The sequence below is a fragment of the Mesorhizobium sp. A556 genome, assembly GCF_054489545.1.
Genome location: NZ_JBTMXA010000007.1, coordinates 23966 through 40681, shown reverse-complemented (window position 1 = coordinate 40681; position 16716 = coordinate 23966). Strand labels below are relative to the sequence as shown.

The 16716-nt window shown below is 62.7% G+C and carries 14 protein-coding genes; 3 read left to right on the top strand and 11 right to left on the bottom strand.

Features of this window, described 5'->3' with window-relative positions; translation table 11 throughout:
- Positions 1-26: 26 nt before the first annotated feature.
- Positions 27-1331: an ABC transporter substrate-binding protein gene (locus ACX3P0_RS15180; protein ID WP_459089714.1), complete on the bottom strand. Its 1305-nt coding sequence runs from the start codon at positions 1329-1331 to the stop codon at positions 27-29.
- Here ACX3P0_RS15180 and ACX3P0_RS15175 point away from each other — a divergent pair.
- On the top strand, positions 1321-1491 hold the full coding sequence (locus tag ACX3P0_RS15175; protein WP_459089712.1) for a hypothetical protein: 171 nt from the start codon (positions 1321-1323) through the stop codon (positions 1489-1491). The two genes, ACX3P0_RS15180 and ACX3P0_RS15175, sit on opposite strands and share 11 nt — an antisense overlap.
- On the opposite strand, the gene pncB is transcribed toward ACX3P0_RS15175, so the two are convergent.
- The 10 genes from pncB to ACX3P0_RS15125 all read right to left on the bottom strand — a co-directional run bounded on the left by pncB (position 1481) and on the right by ACX3P0_RS15125 (position 13950).
- Complete coding sequence (gene pncB / locus ACX3P0_RS15170) at positions 1481-2785, bottom strand: nicotinate phosphoribosyltransferase (protein WP_459089710.1); 1305 nt, start codon at positions 2783-2785, stop codon at positions 1481-1483. The two genes, ACX3P0_RS15175 and pncB, sit on opposite strands and share 11 nt — an antisense overlap.
- Before the next feature lie 147 nt (positions 2786-2932).
- Positions 2933-4357, bottom strand: a complete 1425-nt coding sequence (locus tag ACX3P0_RS15165; RefSeq protein ID WP_459077876.1) for an MATE family efflux transporter — start codon at positions 4355-4357, stop codon at positions 2933-2935.
- A gap of 169 nt (positions 4358-4526) precedes the next feature.
- Positions 4527-6113: an FGGY-family carbohydrate kinase gene (locus tag ACX3P0_RS15160; RefSeq protein WP_459089708.1), complete on the bottom strand. Its 1587-nt coding sequence runs from the start codon at positions 6111-6113 to the stop codon at positions 4527-4529.
- A gap of 112 nt (positions 6114-6225) precedes the next feature.
- The gene (locus tag ACX3P0_RS15155) at positions 6226-7704 is read right to left on the bottom strand and encodes a mannitol dehydrogenase family protein (RefSeq protein ID WP_459089706.1); all 1479 of its coding nucleotides are present in this window, start codon (positions 7702-7704) and stop codon (positions 6226-6228) included.
- A gap of 194 nt (positions 7705-7898) precedes the next feature.
- Positions 7899-8669, bottom strand: coding sequence for an L-iditol 2-dehydrogenase (locus ACX3P0_RS15150; protein WP_459089704.1), 771 nt, complete (start codon positions 8667-8669; stop codon positions 7899-7901).
- A 1-nt stretch (position 8670) separates the two neighbouring features.
- Complete coding sequence (locus ACX3P0_RS15145; protein WP_459089702.1) at positions 8671-9669, bottom strand: ABC transporter ATP-binding protein; 999 nt, start codon at positions 9667-9669, stop codon at positions 8671-8673.
- Between the two features lie 31 nt (positions 9670-9700).
- A complete protein-coding gene (locus ACX3P0_RS15140; RefSeq protein ID WP_459077881.1) occupies positions 9701-10525 on the bottom strand; it encodes a carbohydrate ABC transporter permease in 825 nt (274 codons plus the stop codon).
- Between the two features lie 10 nt (positions 10526-10535).
- The gene (locus tag ACX3P0_RS15135) at positions 10536-11408 is read right to left on the bottom strand and encodes a carbohydrate ABC transporter permease (protein ID WP_459077882.1); all 873 of its coding nucleotides are present in this window, start codon (positions 11406-11408) and stop codon (positions 10536-10538) included.
- Positions 11409-11505: 97 nt separating this feature from the next.
- The gene (locus tag ACX3P0_RS15130) at positions 11506-12819 is read right to left on the bottom strand and encodes an ABC transporter substrate-binding protein (RefSeq protein WP_459089701.1); all 1314 of its coding nucleotides are present in this window, start codon (positions 12817-12819) and stop codon (positions 11506-11508) included.
- Between the two features lie 177 nt (positions 12820-12996).
- The gene (locus ACX3P0_RS15125; RefSeq protein WP_459089700.1) at positions 12997-13950 is read right to left on the bottom strand and encodes a sugar-binding transcriptional regulator; all 954 of its coding nucleotides are present in this window, start codon (positions 13948-13950) and stop codon (positions 12997-12999) included.
- 244 nt (positions 13951-14194) lie between these two features.
- On the opposite strand from ACX3P0_RS15125, the gene ACX3P0_RS15120 reads away from it, so the two are divergent.
- Complete coding sequence (locus tag ACX3P0_RS15120) at positions 14195-14827, top strand: HAD family hydrolase (protein WP_459089698.1); 633 nt, start codon at positions 14195-14197, stop codon at positions 14825-14827.
- A 97-nt stretch (positions 14828-14924) separates the two neighbouring features.
- Positions 14925-16697: an AMP-binding protein gene (locus ACX3P0_RS15115; protein ID WP_459089696.1), complete on the top strand. Its 1773-nt coding sequence runs from the start codon at positions 14925-14927 to the stop codon at positions 16695-16697.
- Positions 16698-16716 lie beyond the last annotated feature (19 nt).

Genomic DNA, 16716 nt, shown 5'->3' with positions numbered 1-16716 from the left:
TAGTACCAATCCGGCAAGCAAGCGGCCTAAAGCGGTTGCGTCGTGTAGTCCGCTTCCGGCTCGTACATCCCGTCCTCGATCGACGTTCTGTGGATCACGTTCAGCCTGCCGTTTTCCAGCTTGGAAATATACTGGACGCCGAACACCTGGTGGATCTTGCCGTTGAAGATTTTCGGCCCCTGCGGGTGTTCCGGGCCTTCGGCGAAGTCGGTCAGCGCTTCCGTCGCCTCGACCAGCCTGGCGCGGTCCTCCGGTCCCTTGTAGGCGCAATCCTCCATCGCCTTCTTGATGACGTAGAGCGTTTCCCAGCATCCGAACATATGGCCGGCCGTGGAAACGTCCTTCGGGTTTTCAACGGCAGCGCCATTGTCGTCGATGCCGACGGCCGCGCGATAGGCTTTCTGCGCATCGGTATCATTGGCCTGTGCAAACCGCGGCGAGCCCTCCCAGAAATGGCTGCCTTCGAGATATTCGAGACCGGGGCTGTTGATGTCGACGGCTTCCAGCGAATCGATAAAGCCGAACAGCTTTGGGCCGCTGTTGCCGTAGAATTCGCCCAGTTCCTTGACGAAGGTCAGCACCGCCGGGCCGACCATGACGTGATAGATCACGTCGGTATCGTTGGGGATCTGCGGAAAGTATTTGGTGAAGGACGATTCCGTCGGCGGAATGGCAATCTGGGCGATCACCTGCGCGCCGGCCTTTTCAAGCGCGGGCGGCAGGTAGTCGCGGTGATCGTAGCCGAAGGCATAATCCGGGTAGATCATGGTGACTTTCTTGCCCGCATTGGCGGAAATCCACGGCGCCATCGACGTCACCTGCGCGCGCACGTCGGTAATGCCGGGCTGCAGGCACCAGCGGTTCAACTTGCCGGAGGCGACGTGATAGCCTTCACTGACCACGTAGTAGGGTATCTTGAGTTCGCCCGCGGTCGGCGCCGAGCCGACGACGACATTGGAAAACAGCGTGCCACAGACGATGTCGGTCTTGTGCTGCTTGGCGAATTTCGCCACCACTTCCGAGCCCCGGCCCGCATCCGTGCCGTCGTCCTCGATGATGACCTCGACCGGTCGGCCGTTGATGCCGCCGGCGGCGTTGATGGCCTTGATCGCGGCAGCCGTGGTTCTTTCATACCAGTGGCCATAGGCGGCGCCGATACCGGTGCGGTGCGACTGGAAGCCGATCTTGATCGGGGCGGAATTCTGCGCCTGAGAATAGCGCACGAAGCCCGGAGCCGCGATCAATCCGGCGGCTGCGGCGATGCCTTTCAGCGCCGTGCGGCGGCTTGGCGTGGCTTGGCCAAGATCGAAAAAACCCTTCTTGTCAGGCATCGAACGTCCTCTTCTGGTGCTGACCGACCCCCCACGGGGCGAAACGAACGGCACACAATCACCAATGCCGGATGATGGCAAGGCAGCTTATCGCGCGCCGTTCGAGGTTACTGGCAAGCGCTGCGCGCTCACCGAAGCGGAATGGAATTTCAAACCTTGACGAGGTGCCTTGCGCGATCCTTCTTGCCGAAAATGCGCAAATAGCGCTCGATCTCGGCCGGATCGCCGGTAGCCTTTTCCGGATTGTCGGAAAGCTTCACCGCTGGGCGGCCATTGGCCTCGGTGACCTTGCAGACCAGCGATATGGCGTCGAGCCGGTTCGTCGGGACCGGGGCGCAATCCTCGAAGTCGTTGGTCAAATTGGTTCCCCAGCCGAAGGCCATGCGCACCCTGCCGTCGAAATGCCGGTACGTCTCGACGATCGTCTCGACCTCGAGCCCATCGGAAAAGACCAGCAGCTTCTGCTTCGGATCACGGCCCTTTTCGCGCCACCAGGCGATGATCCTTTCGCCGGCTTCGATGGGTGGCGCGCTGTCCGGGCGAAAGCCGGTCCAGTCGGCGACCCAGTCGGGCGCGTCGCGCAGGAAGGCGGCGGTACCGAAAGCGTCGGGCAGGACGATCAGCAGGTTGCCGCCATAATAGCGCTGCCAGTCCTGCAACACCTTGTAGGGCGTCTGCTTCAGCTCCGCTTCGGAATTGGCAAGAGCCGCGAACACCATCGGCAGTTCGTGCGCATTAGTGCCAAGCGCTTCCAGGTCGTTGTCCATGGCCAGAAGCACGTTCGACGTGCCGGTGAAAGCTTTGCCGATGCCTTCCTTCAGCGCCTCGACGCACCAGCGCTGCCACAGGAAGGAATGGCGGCGGCGGGTGCCGAAATCTGAAATATTGATGTCGGGCAGCACTTTCAGCAGGTCGGTCTTGGCCCACATTTTGGCCTTGGCGCGGGCATAGAGAACGTCGAGCGCAAATGGCCCGTAAAGCCGCATCGCGGCACGGGAGCGCAGTTCGTTGATGATGGCGAGCGCCGGGATTTCCCACAATGTCGTGTACATCCAAGGGCCGGAGAAGGTCAGCTCGTACTGGCCGTCGCGCTTTGCCAGATGATATTCCGGCAATCGGAATTTCTCGAGCCACGCCAGGAATTCGGGCTCGAATATCTGCTTGCGGCCGTAGAAATTGTTACCGCCCAGCCAGATCATTTCCTTCTTGGAAAAGCGCAGTGTGCGCGCATGGTCGAGCTGTTCGCGCAGTTCCCCTTCGTCGATCTCGTCGGCGAGCCGAACCGAGGTGGTGCGGTTAATCAGCGAGAAGGTGGTATCGACCGTGGGGTACATGCCCCAGATCATCTGCAGCATCAAAAGCTTGTAGAAATCCGTGTCGAGCAGGCTGCGCACGATCGGATCGAGCTTCCAGGTGTGGTTGTAGACGCGGCGCGCAATATCGGTTTTTGCCATAGAATTGTCGCCTTCATTGTCCGGTGACGGTCCACGGCAAGGCTCTTAGCATCGAAATTCGCAAAACGCTTCCCGCTTTGCCTTCTGGCCCGACAAAAAGTCCCGCGACCGCCCCAATCTCAGGCCCCCAATCTCAGGCCCCCAATCTCAGGCTTGGCCGTCCGGCAGGGCGGTCGACCGGTAGGTCAGCATCGGCAGCCGGCCGCGGCGCAGCCAGCGCAGCAGCAAAAGCACGGCGACCACGGCCAGCCCAGCCGACAGGCCGATCCAGATGCCGACGCCGGCGAAGCCGAAATGGAAGGCCAGCACGGTGCCGAGCGGCATGCCGACGCCCCAATAACCGAACGCGGCAATCATCATCGGCACGCTGGTGTCATGCAGGCCGCGCAGCATGCCGGCACCCACCGCCTGCGCGCCGTCGACGATCTGGAACAATGCCGCGAAAACCAGAAAAGTGGCCGAGATCGCGACGACTTCGGCGTTGGCGACGTTGTCGACATCGATGAACATGCTGATGAGCAGGTGCGGCACCGAAATCATGACCAGCGCGGCCAGCGCCATGAACCCGACGCCGACGCCGTAGCCGACCCAGCCGGCGCGGGTGACGCCGGCCGGATCGCCGGCGCCGTAGGCCAAGCCGACGCGTACCGTTGCTGCCTGGTTGACGCCGAGCGGCACCATGAAGGAGATCGAGCAAAGCTGGATCACGATGGCATAGGCGGCCAGCGACGCCGCCCCGATGATGCCCATCAGGAACGCAGCCGCATTGAACAGGGTGGTTTCGAACGCCATCATCGCGGCAATGGGCAGGCCAAGCCGCATCAACTGCCTGAAACGCGGCCAGTCCGCCCGCCAGAAGCGGCCGAACAGGCGGTAGCGCCGGAAACGGCGATCCAGCGTCACGACCAGAGCCATGCCCAAAAACATGGTCAGGCTGGCGATGCTGGTCGCGATGCCCGAACCGACGATGCCCATGCGCGGAAAGCCGAAATGGCCGAAGACAAGCGCCCAGTTTCCAACCAGATTGACGCCCACCGCGACGAAGGCGACGAGCGTTGCCCATCCCGGACGCTCCAGCGTGGTGATGAAGGAGCGCAGCACGATGTAGAAGTAGAAGGGCAGGAGGCCCCACTCCAACGCGCGCAGATAGGCGCCCGCATCGGCCGCAAGCTGGGGTTCCTGGCCCATGGCCAGCAGGATGGCCTCGCCATGCCACAGCAGGAACCAGATCGGAATGGCGATGAATACCGCCGCCCATAGCCCCTGGCGCACCGTCCGGCGCAGGTCGCGCACCGAATGCCGGTTGCGCCCGATCTCGCGCGCCATCATCGGCACGGTGGCCAGCATGAGGCCGAGGCCGAATATCATCGGCGCGAAATAGAGATTGCTGCCCAACGCGCCGGCGGCGAGCGTGCCGGCGCTGACGCGGCCGAGGATCATCACGTCGGTCACGGTCATGGCCGTCTGGGCAAGATTGGTCAGCACCATCGGCCAGGACAGCGCCAGCGTCGCCCTGATTTCCGAACGCCACAGGTTTGCCGCCGCTGGCGCGCCGGCTCTGGTCATAGACATTTCGCAACTTTCAGACGGCACGTCGGCGCAAAGCCGGAAGCCACAGTTCAAACGGCAAAACCTTCGGTTCCGCAGCGCTAAGAGATTGCTTTTGACTGAACCGCGACATTTTGGCAAGACATGGCCGGCCGGCAGCGATTGAGCCAGAGGACGGGGGCTATGAAACGCTCTAAACGAGCGCGTCCAGCGCCTGTCTTTGCCGGTGCATTTCCAGGAATATGCGATAGTCGCGGTCGAAGCGTCTGGCGGCGGAAGGATTGGGCCGGCGCGTCTTCGTTTCCTGCTGCATGGCCAGGCCGGCAGCGTTGAGGTCCGGATAAAGGCCGGCGGCCGTGGCGGCGATCATGCCGGAGCCGATCAACACGGCATCGTCCACCACAGGCTCGACGACGGTGCAGCCGGTGGCGTCGGCATAAAGCTCCATCAGCAACGGGTTCCGTGTATGGCCACCGGTGACATGGAGCGTATCGATCAGATAGCCGTTCTCGTTCAGCGCTTCCAGCACATGGCGCACGCCGAGCGCAATAGACACCGCCGTTCGCCAGTAAAGTCGACACAGGCTGTCGAAGGACGCGTCCAGCGTCAGGCCGCTGACGACGCCGACGGCATGCGGGTCGGCCAGCGGCGAGCGGTTGCCATGGAAGTCGGGCAGCACATGCAGGCGTCCGGCAAGGTCGAGCCCTTCTTCGGCGCGCAGTTCCATGATCCGCGTGCCGATCCTTGCATGGGCAGCCGCATCCGGTTCGCCGCCGGCGCCATGCCAGCGGATGACGTGGTCGAGCAGCGCGCCGGTGACGGACTGACCGCCTTCCGAAAGCCACAGGCCCGGCAGCGCCGCGCCGTAATACGGCCCCCATACCCCGGCGAAGGGCTGCGGCTCCGGTGACATCGCCATGACGCAGCTTGAGGTTCCGGCAATCAGCGCCAGATGCCGCCCGATGTTTTCGGCGTCGCCGGCAAAGCCGGCCAACACGCCGAGCGCTCCGGCATAGGCGTCGATGACGCCCGCGCCGACACGACACTTTTCGGTCAGGCCTAATGCCGCTGCGGCCTCCGGCAGAAGCGGCCCAAGATCGGCTCCGACCGGGCTGGCCTTCTGCGGCAGGGCGCTGCGCTCGAACAGGTCGGAAAGGCCGACGCAAGCGAAAAAATCGCGCCGCCAGCTTTGCTCCTCATGCGCCAGATATGTCCATTTGGCGGTTAGCGTGCATTGCGACCGCGCCAGCGACCCGGTCGCCATCCAGGTAAGAAAATCGGTGAGGTCGAAGAAATACCCGGCCTTTGCCCAGCTATCGGGCAGCTTGCGCTTCAGCCACATCAGTTTCGGCGTCTGCATTTCCGGCGACATGACGCCGCCGATGGAATCAAGCACCGCATGGCCGCTATGGGTGCACTCGTCGGCTTCCGCGATGGCGCGATGATCGAGCCAGGCTATGGTGTCCCAGCGCGGATCGCCGCCAGTCGAGACGCTGAGCGGGCCCCCGTCGCGGCCTCGCATGACCAGCGAGCAGGTCGCGTCGAAGGCAATGCCGACGACCGCGTCCGGCTCGATGCCGGCTTTTTCACGAGCCATGCGCACCGCAGCGCAGACGGCCACCCATATATCCTGCGAATCGTGCTCGGCGTGGTCCGTCTTGGGGCGGTTCATGAGGATCGGCTGTTCAGCCCGGCCAAGCAGCGTTCCCTGTGCATCCAGAATGCCTGCGCGGGCGCTCCCTGTCCCGACATCGACTGCGCAGACGAATCCGCTAATCAAGGCGCATTTCTCTCGTTTCAGGCTGAAGTGCAGCAACTGGCGAGACTATAAGGGCCGTTGCATCGGCGCAAGCCGCTTGGTCGACCGGCGCGCTCCGAAAGGAAGTTCCCGATCAGAGCGTGCCGGCCAGATAGCGCGTCAGGGTCTCGCGCGCGCCCTTTGCCCACAATTCGTCGAGCGCATGTGCAAACGCTACCGTGAAAGCTTCCGAGCGGCCGACATCGCCATAGATGTCTTCCATGGCCAGCCACGCGGCGGGCGCGTCCTTGGCCGCTTTCGCGGTCGCTTGCAGCCTATCCCAGCTTGGGTCGTTCGGCTCGATGACCGCGCCTGAATCGGTGGTGCCGAAGCAGTAGCGGCACCACAGCGCGGATTCCAGCGCCAGGCCGGCAATGCTCTTGCCTGCCTTCAACCGGTCGGCGATGGTCGGGATGATGAATTTCGGCTGGCGGTTGGAGCCGTCGAGGCAAAGCCGGCGCACCGTGTCGCCAATCTTCGGATTGGAAAAGCGCTTGTCGATGAGCTGGTAATAGTCTTCGAGGCTGGTGTCGGGGACGGGCGGCACTGTCGGGATGATCTCGTCATGCTCGAGCTTGTCGAGGAAGCCGCGCACCAGTGGTTCCTGCATTGCCTCATGGACGAAATGGATATCCATCAGGCCAGCCGGATAGGCAATCGCCGCATGGCCGCCATTGAGGATGCGGATTTTCATCAACTCGTAGGGCGCGACATCGGGCACGAACTGGACGCCGACCTTTTCCAGCGGCGGGCGGCCATCGGTGAACTTGTCTTCCAGCACCCACTGCCGGAACGGTTCGCAAAATACCGGCCAATTGTCCTCGACGCCGAATTCGTCCGCCAGAATTTTGCGCTCGCGCTCGGTGGTGGCGGGCGTGATGCGGTCGACCATGGAGTTGGGGAAGGCGACATGCTCGCCGACCCAGTCCGCCAGATCCTCGTCGATCAGGCGGGCCAGCCCGACGACGCCGTCGAAGGTGACGCGGCCATTATGGGGGATGTTGTCGCAGGACATGACGGTGAACGGCACGATGCCATCGGCGCGGCGGCGCGTCAGCCCGGCAAGGATGATGCCGAACACCGTTTTCGGCGCGGCCGGGTTGCGGGCGTCGCTCACGATGTCCGGATGCGTCGGATTGAATTGGCCGGAGGCCGGATCGATGAAATAACCGCCCTCGGTGATGGTCAGCGACACGATCTTGATCGCCGGATCGGCCAGCCGCTCGATGATGGCGGCGGCATCGCCGGGCGTCAGAAAATCGATCATCGCGCCGGTGACGCGGGCGCTCATATGGCCCTCGTCCTGCTCGACCACGGTGGTCAGCCAGTCCTGTTCCTCAAGCTTTCCACGGCCGATCTTTTCGCCGTCGAAGACACCCGCGCCGACCAGCGCCCAGTCATGGCCCGTGCCGGAATTGAACAGATCGTCCAGATAAACCGCCTGATGCGCGCGGTGGAAATTGCCGACGCCGAAATGCACGATGCCGGCCCGTAGCGCCGACCGGTCGTAGCGGGGCTGGGCGACGGTGGCGGGGAGGTTCGCCAGACTGGAAGAAGAGAGTTTTACGGTCATTTCAGCAACGCTTTCTCGTTTTGCGCGGCATCTCCGACCCCTTCGCCCCTTGTGGGAGAAGGTGGATCGGCGCGTAGCGTCGAGACGGATGAGGGGTGACGGACGGAGCGCCAGGCTGGAACACCCCTCATCCGACCTCGCTCCGCTCGGCCACCTTCTCCCACAAGGGGAGAAGGAAATTCAGCTCATCCCCATCAGCTCATCCATTGGCCGCCGTCGACATTGTAGGTCTGGGCGACGATGTATTCGGCCTCCGCGCTGGCGAGGAACACCGCCATGCCGGTCAGGTCTTCGGCCTGGCCCATGCGGCCATAGGGAACGCTCTCGCCGACGAGTTTCTTCTTCTCGCCACGCGGGCGGTTTTCGTACTTTGCAAACAGCGCGTCGACGCCGTCCCAGTGCTCGCCGTCGACCACGCCCGGCGCGATGGCGTTGACGTTGATGCGGTGTTTTATGAGGTCGAGCCCCGCCGATTGGGTCAGCGAGATGACGGCCGCCTTGGTGGCGCAATAGACGGCAACCAGCGGTTCGCCGCGCCGCCCGGCCTGGCTCGCCATATTGATGATCTTGCCGCCCTTGCCCCGCGCGATCATGGAGCGCGCGGCCATCTGCATCATGAACAGCGTGCCGGCGACATTGACCGCAAACAGCTTGTCGTAGCTGGCCTTCGAGATTTCGACGATGGGGGCGGCATCGAACAGCGCGGCATTGTTGATCACGATATCCAGCCCGCCGGTCCGCTCCTCCACAGCCTTGACCGCGGCTTCGATAGAGGCGAGGTCGGTAACGTCGAGCTTTACGGCATACGCCTTCTCGCCCAGTTCGGCGGCGGTCTTTTGGGCCGCTTCGAGATTGATGTCGGCAATGGCGACGGTCGCGCCCTCGCGAAGATAGGCTTCGGCAAAGGCCCGGCCGATGCCGCGCGCGGAGCCTGTTATTAGCGCCGATTTGCCCGCCAGCCGCATGTCAGATTGCCTTCCCGTCCGCACCGAAGCGGTGCAGCTTGGTCTGGTCCGGCGTCAGATAGATGATATCGCCGTGATGGGCCGCCATCTCGCCGTCGGCGCGTACCGTCAGCGGACCGACGTCGTCCGTCTGGACATGGAGGAAAGTGTCGGAGCCGAGATGTTCGGCAACGCCGACCTTGGCTTTCCATTCGCCGGCAGTGGTCGAGATTTTCAGATGCTCGGGCCGTATGCCGATGGTCTTGGCGCCATGTTTGGCGGCTGGCGCGCCCTCGATCAGGTTCATCTTCGGCGAGCCGATGAAGCCGGCGACGAATAGATTGGCGGGCGTCTTATAGAGCTCCATCGGCGAGCCGACCTGCTCGATATTGCCGGCGTTCAAGACGACGATCTTGTCGGCCATGGTCATCGCCTCGACCTGGTCGTGGGTGACATAGACCATGGTCGTCTTGAGCTGTTGGTGCAGTTCGGAAATCTCCAGCCGCATGGTGCCGCGCAGGGCTGCATCGAGGTTGGAGAGCGGCTCGTCGAACAGGAAGGCGCTGGGGTTGCGCACGATGGCGCGGCCGATGGCGACACGCTGGCGCTGGCCACCGGAAAGCTGGCCGGGCCGGCGTTCGAGATAGTTGGTCAGGTTCAAGACGCGTGCTGCATCCGACACCTTCTTGTCGATGGTCGCCTGGCTTTCGCCGGCCATCTTCAGCGGGAAGGCGATGTTCTTGGCGACGCTCATATGCGGATAGAGCGCGTAGGACTGGAACACCATGGCCAGCTTGCGCTTGGCCGGAGCCTCGCCGGTGACGTCGCGCCCATCGATGTTGATGGTGCCGCCGCTGGTGTCCTCAAGGCCTGCGATCAGCCGCAGCAGCGTGGACTTGCCGCAGCCGGACGGGCCGACGAAGACGACGAACTCGCCATTCTCGATGACCAGATCGAGACCGGGGATGATGACGGTCGACCCGAACGACTTGGAGACGTTCTTGAGCGTGATGTTTCCCATGATTTCCTCCCCAAAGGGCTAATCGGATCGTTTACTTCACGGCGCCGAAAGTCAGGCCGCGGACCAGTTGCTTCTGGCTGAACCAGCCCATGATCAGGATCGGCGCGATGGCCAGCGTCGAGGCCGCCGAAAGCTTGGCCCAGAACAGGCCCTGCGGACTGGAGAAGGAGGTGATGAAGGCGGTGAGCGGTGCTGCTTCCGTCGTCGTCAGCCGGATCGTCCAGAAGGATTCGTTCCACGCCAGGATGATGTTGAGAAGCAGTGTCGAGGCGATGCCGGGCACCGCCATCGGCGTCAGCACATAGACGATCTCGCCCCACAGCGACGCGCCATCCATGCGCGCGGCCTCCAGGATTTCGCCGGGAATTTCGCGGAAATAAGTGTAGAGCATCCACACCACGATCGGCAAATTGATCAGCATCAGCATGATGGTCAGGCCGATGCGGCTGTCGAGCAGGTTCCAGTCGCGAAAGATCAGATACATCGGCACCAGGACGGCTACGGCCGGCATCATCTTGGTGGACAGCATCCACATCAGGATGTCCTTGGTGTGCCTGGTCGGCGAGAAAGCCATCGACCACGCCGCCGGTATGGCGACGGCCAGCGCAAGCAGCGTCGAGCCGACCGAAATGATCACCGAATTCATGAACGGCTTGAAGTAGTTGTATTGCGACTGCACCTCGGAATAGCTCTCCAGCGTTCCCGACGGGATCAGGCTGAAGCCGGCGATCGCCTCCGTCTCCGATTTGAAGCTGGTGATGATCGTGTAGAGGATCGGAAAGAAGATCAGCAGGGCAACCGCCCATGCGGCGATGGTCCAGCCGATCTTGGCCTGTGTCGAGACTGCGCGTGCCATCTGGTCTCTCCTATTTGTCGAGGTTCTTGCCGACGGCGCGCATCAGGAACAGCGCGACGACATTGGCCAGAACAACCGCGATGATGCCGCCGGCCGATGCGCCACCCACGTCGTAGCCGAGCAGCGCGGTGCGGTAGATCAGGAACGGCAGATTGGTCGAGGCATAGCCGGGGCCGCCATTGGTGGTGACGAGGATTTCGGCATAGACGCTGAGCAGGAAGATCGTCTGGATCAGGATGACGACGGTGATGGCGCGCGCCATATGCGGCAGCGTCAGATGGATGAAGCGGCTGACGAAGCCGGCGCCGTCCATTTCGGCGGCTTCCTTCTGTTCGCCGTCGAGAGATTGCAGCGCGGTCAACAGGATCAGCGTTGCGAAAGGCAGCCATTGCCAGGCGACGATGATGACGATGGACAACAGCGGATGCTGGCCGAACCAGTCGATCGGCTGCAGGCCGAAGAAGTGCGCGACATCGGCGAAGACGCCGTATTGCGGATGCATGATCATGTTCTTCCACACCAGTGCCGCCACCGGCGGCATGACGAAGAAGGGCGAGATGACCAGGATGCGCACGATGCCCTGGCCGAAAATCGGCTGGTCGATGAGCAGCGCCAGCGCTATCCCGCCGATGACGGTGATGAGCAGCACGCCCACCACGATGACCAGCGTGTTCCAGATCGACTGGAAGAAGGCCGGGTCGCTGTAGAAGAACCGGTAGTTGAACAGCCCGGCAAAGCCGGTCTGGGTCGGATCGAGCAGATTATAGTTCTGGAAGGAGAACCACAGCGTCATCGCCAGCGGCACGACCATCCAGATCAGGAGGAGAATGACCGAAGGCGCCATCATGAAGCGCGCGAGCGTACCGGTCTGCCGAGTAGCCATGGCGATCACCCTGCATCGAACAGATTGAGGTTTTCATCGATTGGGAAAGTGGCCGCCCGGATGGGAACCCGGACGGCCAAGGCACCGGGAGGTGGCCTTATTTGATGTATTTGGCGCGGGTCATTTCGCGCACCGCGGCCGCTTGCGCGGCCGCCAGCGCATCGTCGACGCTGGACTGGCCCGCGAGCGCTGCCGAGAAGATCTGGCCAACTGTTGTGCCGAGCCCCTGGAATTCGGGGATCGCCACGAACTGCCCGCCCGTATAGGGAACCGGCTTCACGCTTGGCTTGGTGATGTCGGCGGCATCCATCGCGGCCAGCGTCGGGCCGGCGAAGGCAGCGGCCTTCTGATATTCCGGGTTCTTATAGAGCGAGGTGCGGGTTCCGGGAGGGGCCGAGGACCAGCCTTCCTTGGAGGCGACGAGTTCGGTGTAGCCCTTGCTGGTCGCCCACGACACGAACTTTTCCGCCGCTTCGGCCTTTTTCGTGGATGCCGGGATCGCCAGGTTCCACGACCACAGCCAGTTGCCGTGATTGTCGACGCCTTCCTTGTTCGGGAAGATCGCGAAGCCGACCTTGTCGGCGACGGTGGAGTTCTTCGGGTCCGACACGAAGGAAGCCGCCACCGTGGCGTCGATCCACATGCCGCACTTGCCTTGCTGGAACAGCGTCAAATTCTCGTTGAAGCCGTTGGAGGAAGCGCCTTCCGGCCCGGCGTCCTTCATCAGCTTGACGTAGGTGTCGAGCGTGTTCTTCCATTCCGGCTGATCGAACTGCGGCTGCCACTTCTCGTCGAACCAGCTTCCGCCGAAGGAATTGTCCATGGCCGTCAGGAAGGCCATGTTCTCGCCCCAGCCGGCCTTGCCGCGCAGGCAGATGCCGTTGATGCCATTGGCGCGGTCGGTCATCTTGCGCGCCGCGTCGCCGATGAATTCCCAGGTGGGTTTTTCCGGCATTTTCAGCCCGGCCTTTTCGAGCAGGTCGGTGCGGTACATGATCATGGCGGATTCGCCGTAGAACGGCGCCGCATAGAGCTTGCCATCGACCGACAGGCCGCCACGAATGGACGGCAGGATATCGTCCACGTCGTAGTCGCTACCCAGATTGTCGAGTGCGAGCAGCCAGCCCTGCTTGGCCCAGATCGGAACTTCATAATTGCCGATCGTCACCACGTCATACTGGCCACCCTTGGTGGCGATGTCGGTGGTGACGCGTTCGCGCAGCACGTTCTCTTCGAGCGTAACCCACTGCAATTGGATGTCGGGGTTCTTGGTGGTGAAATCGTCCGTCAGCTTCTGCATGCGGACCATGTCGCCATTGTTGACTGTGGCGATGGTGATGGATTCGGCATGTGCGGCGAACGCGAACGCGCTTGCCGAACACAGGCCCAGGATGAGCGTGCGCAGTTTCATGAATTCCTCCCAAAACCAAGAATGAGCAATTGCCTTGGTGATGAGCAATTATTCACCCGATGGGAACTATGTCAAGCGGGATTCGTCGCTGCAGCGCAGCACGCGCGACCGCGGTCGACACCATGAAACGCCACGGTGTCCGTTTTGGTTGCCGTTGGGTGTTATTTTTTTCGGCGGTCAGCCGGACGACAGCAGCGCCGTCGCCGTGCGTTCGTCGGTGATCAGGCCGTTGACGAGCCGCCGGTTCACGGCAGCAAGAATGCCCGGCAGCTTCAGATCGCCCATGGCCAGCGCCACGACCAGCGATTTTTCGCGTGACGGCAGCGGCGCGGAGGCAACGCGATCGTTGGTGACGCCGTCGATCAGCCGGCCTTCGCTGTCGAACACCCAGCCGACGATTTCGCCGACGCCGCCTGCCTTTTGCAACGCCTTCAATTCGCTCTCGGTGATGAAGCCGTCTTCATAGAGCGGCGCCTTCGGGCCGAGGTCGCCTATGCCGACGAAGGTCACGTCCGCCTGTGCGGCAAGCGCCAGCGTCGGCTGGATCATCGGCTGGCTGAGCAGCATCTCGCGCTCGTCCCGCGATGAGGCGATGACCGGCAGCGGCATCGGGAACGAGCGCGCCTTGATCCGGTCCGCCATGGTGAAGATGACGTTGTAGAAGGCGGCGGAGCCGTCCGGCGCGATATTGCCGGTCAGCGAAACGATCTTGTGCTGCGGGCATTCCATGGGCGGCAATTGCCCGATCGCCGCCTTGAGCGTGCGCCCGGTGCCGATGCCCATGACGATGGGCTTGGGCGAGCGTAGCCACCGCTCTATCTGGCTGGCCGCTACCTCGGCAATGCCGATCGTGGTGGAGGAGGAGTCCGCCGCGCTGGGCGCAACTTCCACCAGATCGAGCGCAAAGCGCGACTTGAGGCGGGTGGCGAGTTCCAGGCAATTGGCGATCGGATGATCGACCCGGACCTTGATCAGGCCCTCCGACATGGCCAGCGATACCAGCCGCTGCGCCGTCTGGCGCGAGATGCCGAGAGCGGTGGCGATCTGGTCCTGGGTATGGCCTGCAACGTAATAGAGCCAACCGGCGCGCGCCGCGTCATCGAGCCTGCTGTTTTCGGGCTGGGCGTTCATTCCGGCTTTCCTCCGTGCCGCATCTTCGCAGGATTTCTTTTTAAGAGCAATTGCTCGTTAAGTGTGTCAATTATTCATTGTCTGAAAGATGGCTTGGCTCAGGAAAGGGCACTCGAGGCTGATAAAGCCTGAGAGCGTTGGGCAGGCAAGCGGATTTCGCACGACCGGGCGTTTCAATGCCCGGTCGAAATGGTAGAGCGTTCCGGACAAGTCTGGCGGGCGCTGGAAAAGCGAGGATTGAGCAATGATACCCAAAGCGGTGTTCTGGGACATGGATGGAACGCTGACCGACAGCGAGCCCTTGCACGAGGCCGCGCTGGTGGCGGCACTGCGCAGCGCCGGCGTCAACCCGCCGGACGATCTGCATGACCGCGTGCTTGGCGTCTCTGCCTGGCCGGTCTATGAGATGTTGCGCGACGAACACGGCCTCACGCTGCCGTTCGACGAGTGGATCGTGCGCAAATACGACCACTATCTGCCGCTGGTCGATCAACTGAAGCCGCGCCCCGGCGCCATCGAGATATTCGAAGACCTTCGCAAGCGCGGCGTGGCTCAGGCGGTCGTTTCCAACTCGGACCGGCTGATCGTCGATGCCAATCTTCACGCCGTAGGTCTGGCTTATCCCGGCATGAAAACGGTCAGCCGCAACGACGTGCGCGAGGGCAAGCCGCATCCCGAACCCTTCTTGCGCGCCGCGTGGCTGGCTGGCGTCGACCCTTCGGAAGCGGTGGCGATCGACGACAGCTGGACCGGCGCTTCGTCCGGCCTGGCAGCCGGCATGAAGACGATCTTCTGGCCGGAAAAGCCCATGGATGGCCCGCAGGGCGCCGTCAATTTGAACAGCGTCGCCGAATTGCGGGCCGAACTCGGCCTGTAGGCCATGCCCTGGGCCGACCCCGGAGACCGCCCATACGTAGCGGTTTTCACTGCGCCCGTAGGCTGATAGGCTTTTGCCTCCAATGGAGGTGACGGCGATGGCGATCAATCTTGATGTCCTGATGAACCCGAACCGTCGGCATCAGGGCGGTCCAGACGGTAGCGGGACCTTCGTTGCGCCTTTGGACGGCATCGCGCACGTCTCCGGCGAGCGGACGGTGCCGTTGCTGGACAAGACCATTCCCGAGTTGTTTGCCGAGACCGTCCTGGCTTATGGCGAGCGCGAGGCTGCTGTTTTCGCCGGCCAGGAAAGGCGGTTCACCTGGAACGAACTGTCGGAAACGGTGGATGCGTTTGCCGCCGGCCTGCTTTCGCTCGGACTGGAAAAGGGCGAGCGTATCGGCATCTGGGCGCCGAACCGCTGGGAATGGCTGGTCACGCAGTTCGCCACTGCGCGGATCGGGCTGATCCTCGTCAACATCAATCCGGCCTACCGGCTGACCGAGCTGAAATATGCGTTGAACAAGGTCGGCTGCAAGGCGCTGGTCACGGCTGCCGCGTTCAAGTCCTCCGACTATATCGGGATGCTGCAGACGCTGGCGCCGGAACTTGGCGCCGCCGAGCCGGGCAAGCTCGAAGCGGCGGCGTTGCCGGCCCTGCGCATTGTCGTGCGCATGGGCGAGGACATTACCGCCGGCATGGTCAATTTCGGCGACGTGCTGGCCATGGGCGGTCTCGACGAATACGAGCGACTGGATGCCATATCGGAGGAGTTGAAGCCCGACGACGCCATCAACATCCAGTTCACGTCCGGCACCACCGGCGCGCCTAAAGGCGCGACCCTGACGCACCGCAACATCGTCAACAACGGCAATTTCGTCACCTCGGCGATAAAGCTGACCGCCGAAGACCGGCTTTGTATCCCGGTGCCGTTCTACCACTGTTTCGGCATGTCGATGGGCTCCATGGGCTGCGTCACCAAGGGCGCGACCATGGTGTTTCCGGGCGAGGGGTTCGATCCCGGCGCGGTGCTGAAGGCCGTCGCCGACGAACGCTGCACCGGCCTTTACGGCGTGCCGACCATGTTCGTGGGCATGCTCGACCACCCCGATTTCGCGTCGTTCGATCTGACCAGCCTGCGCACCGGCATCATGGCCGGTTCGCCTTGCCCGATCGAGGTGATGAAGAAGGTGGTGTCGCTGATGCATATGAGCGAAGTGACCATCGCCTACGGCATGACGGAAACCAGTCCGGTGTCGTTCCAGAGCAATGTCGATGACCCGCTTGAAAAGCGCGTCTCGACCGTCGGGCGCATCCAGCCCCATGTCGAAGTCAAGATCGTCGACATGGGCGGCGTCACCGTGGCCGTGGGCGAACCGGGCGAATTGTGCACGCGCGGCTATTCGGTGATGAAGGGCTACTGGCAGGACGAGGAAAAGACCCGTGAGGCCATAGACGAGGACGGCTGGATGCATACCGGCGATTTCGCGACCCTCGATGCCGAAGGCTACTGCAACATTGTCGGGCGCGTGAAGGACATGGTCATCCGCGGCGGTGAGAACGTCTATCCGCGCGAGGTGGAGGAGTTTTTGTACCGCCATCCCAAGGTCAAGGAAGTGCAGGTATTCGGCGTGCCCGACGATAAGCTGGGCGAGGCGCTTGCCGCCTGGATCGTGCTGGCCCCCGGCCAGAGCGCAACGGAAGATGAAATAAAAGCCTACTGCAAGGGCCAGATCGCCCACTACAAGATACCGCTCTACATCCGCTTCAAGGACAGCCTGCCGATGACGGTGACCGGCAAGCCGCAGAAATTCATCATGCGCGACGCCATGATCGAGGAACTCGGCTTGAAGGTTGCGAAAACGGCCTGAAGCAAAAAAGGCCCCGTGA